Below are 835 nucleotides of genomic sequence, written 5' to 3' on the forward strand. Positions count from 1 at the left end.
TTGGGATATTAGCATGCACAGCCAAACGGTGGCATCATCGGTTAAAGTGAAAGATTACAACTACCGTGATGCCAAAGCCAACTTACTTGGCGAGGTCAATAGCCAACCCGATGACCGCACCACTAACGGCACCGACTACCGTTATGGCGAGCACTATCAATATGCAGGTAGTGCCAGTGTCAGTTCAGGTAGTCAAAAAAATAGCCCCAACAAAATTTATAAAAATATTCAAAGTGAGCAAAATGAGGGGGTAAGCGATAATAACGATGATGCACAAAATAGGGATAATGATTACCACCTTAATAGCACCCCAGAAAGTGGCAATTGGTACGCACGTATTCGCCATGAACAAGCAATCAGTGAACAAATAATTATCCGAGGCAAAAGCAACCGTTATAACCTTGCTCCTGGGCAACTCATTAACCTTAATGGCGCCCCGCTGATTGATATTGATGAAGGCATTATTATTTTAAGTGTTACGGGCAGCGGCAGCCGCACTGATGCTTACCAGCTCAGTTTTACTGCGATACCTTTTAAGGTATTAAAACCGTATCGCCCAGCGCCCCTTGCTTGGCCACAAGTCAGTGGCACCTTACCGGCACGGGTCACCAGTCCCGATAATGACACCTATGGCTATATTGATACCCAAGGGCGCTACCGGGTTAAATTTAACTTTGACCTAACAGATTGGAAAAATGGCGAAGAAAGCTTATGGATAAGGTTAGCCAAACCCTATGCTGGCAGTGAATATGGTTTTCACTTTCCACTGATTGACGGTACTGAAGTAGCAATAGCTTTTATGCAAGGCAACCCTGACAGACCGTATATTGCCCAT

1 protein-coding gene is annotated in these 835 nt (G+C 44.9%); it reads left to right on the forward strand.

The window, feature by feature from the left end:
• Positions 1-13 precede the first annotated feature (13 nt).
• Positions 14-835: type VI secretion system Vgr family protein (locus tag A9G34_RS01345; RefSeq protein ID WP_255306755.1), on the forward strand; the 822-nt coding region annotated here is incomplete at its 3' end.

The organism is Gilliamella sp. Choc4-2 (assembly GCF_001690355.1).
GTDB classification, from domain to species: Bacteria; Pseudomonadota; Gammaproteobacteria; order Enterobacterales; family Orbaceae; genus Gilliamella; species Gilliamella apicola_A.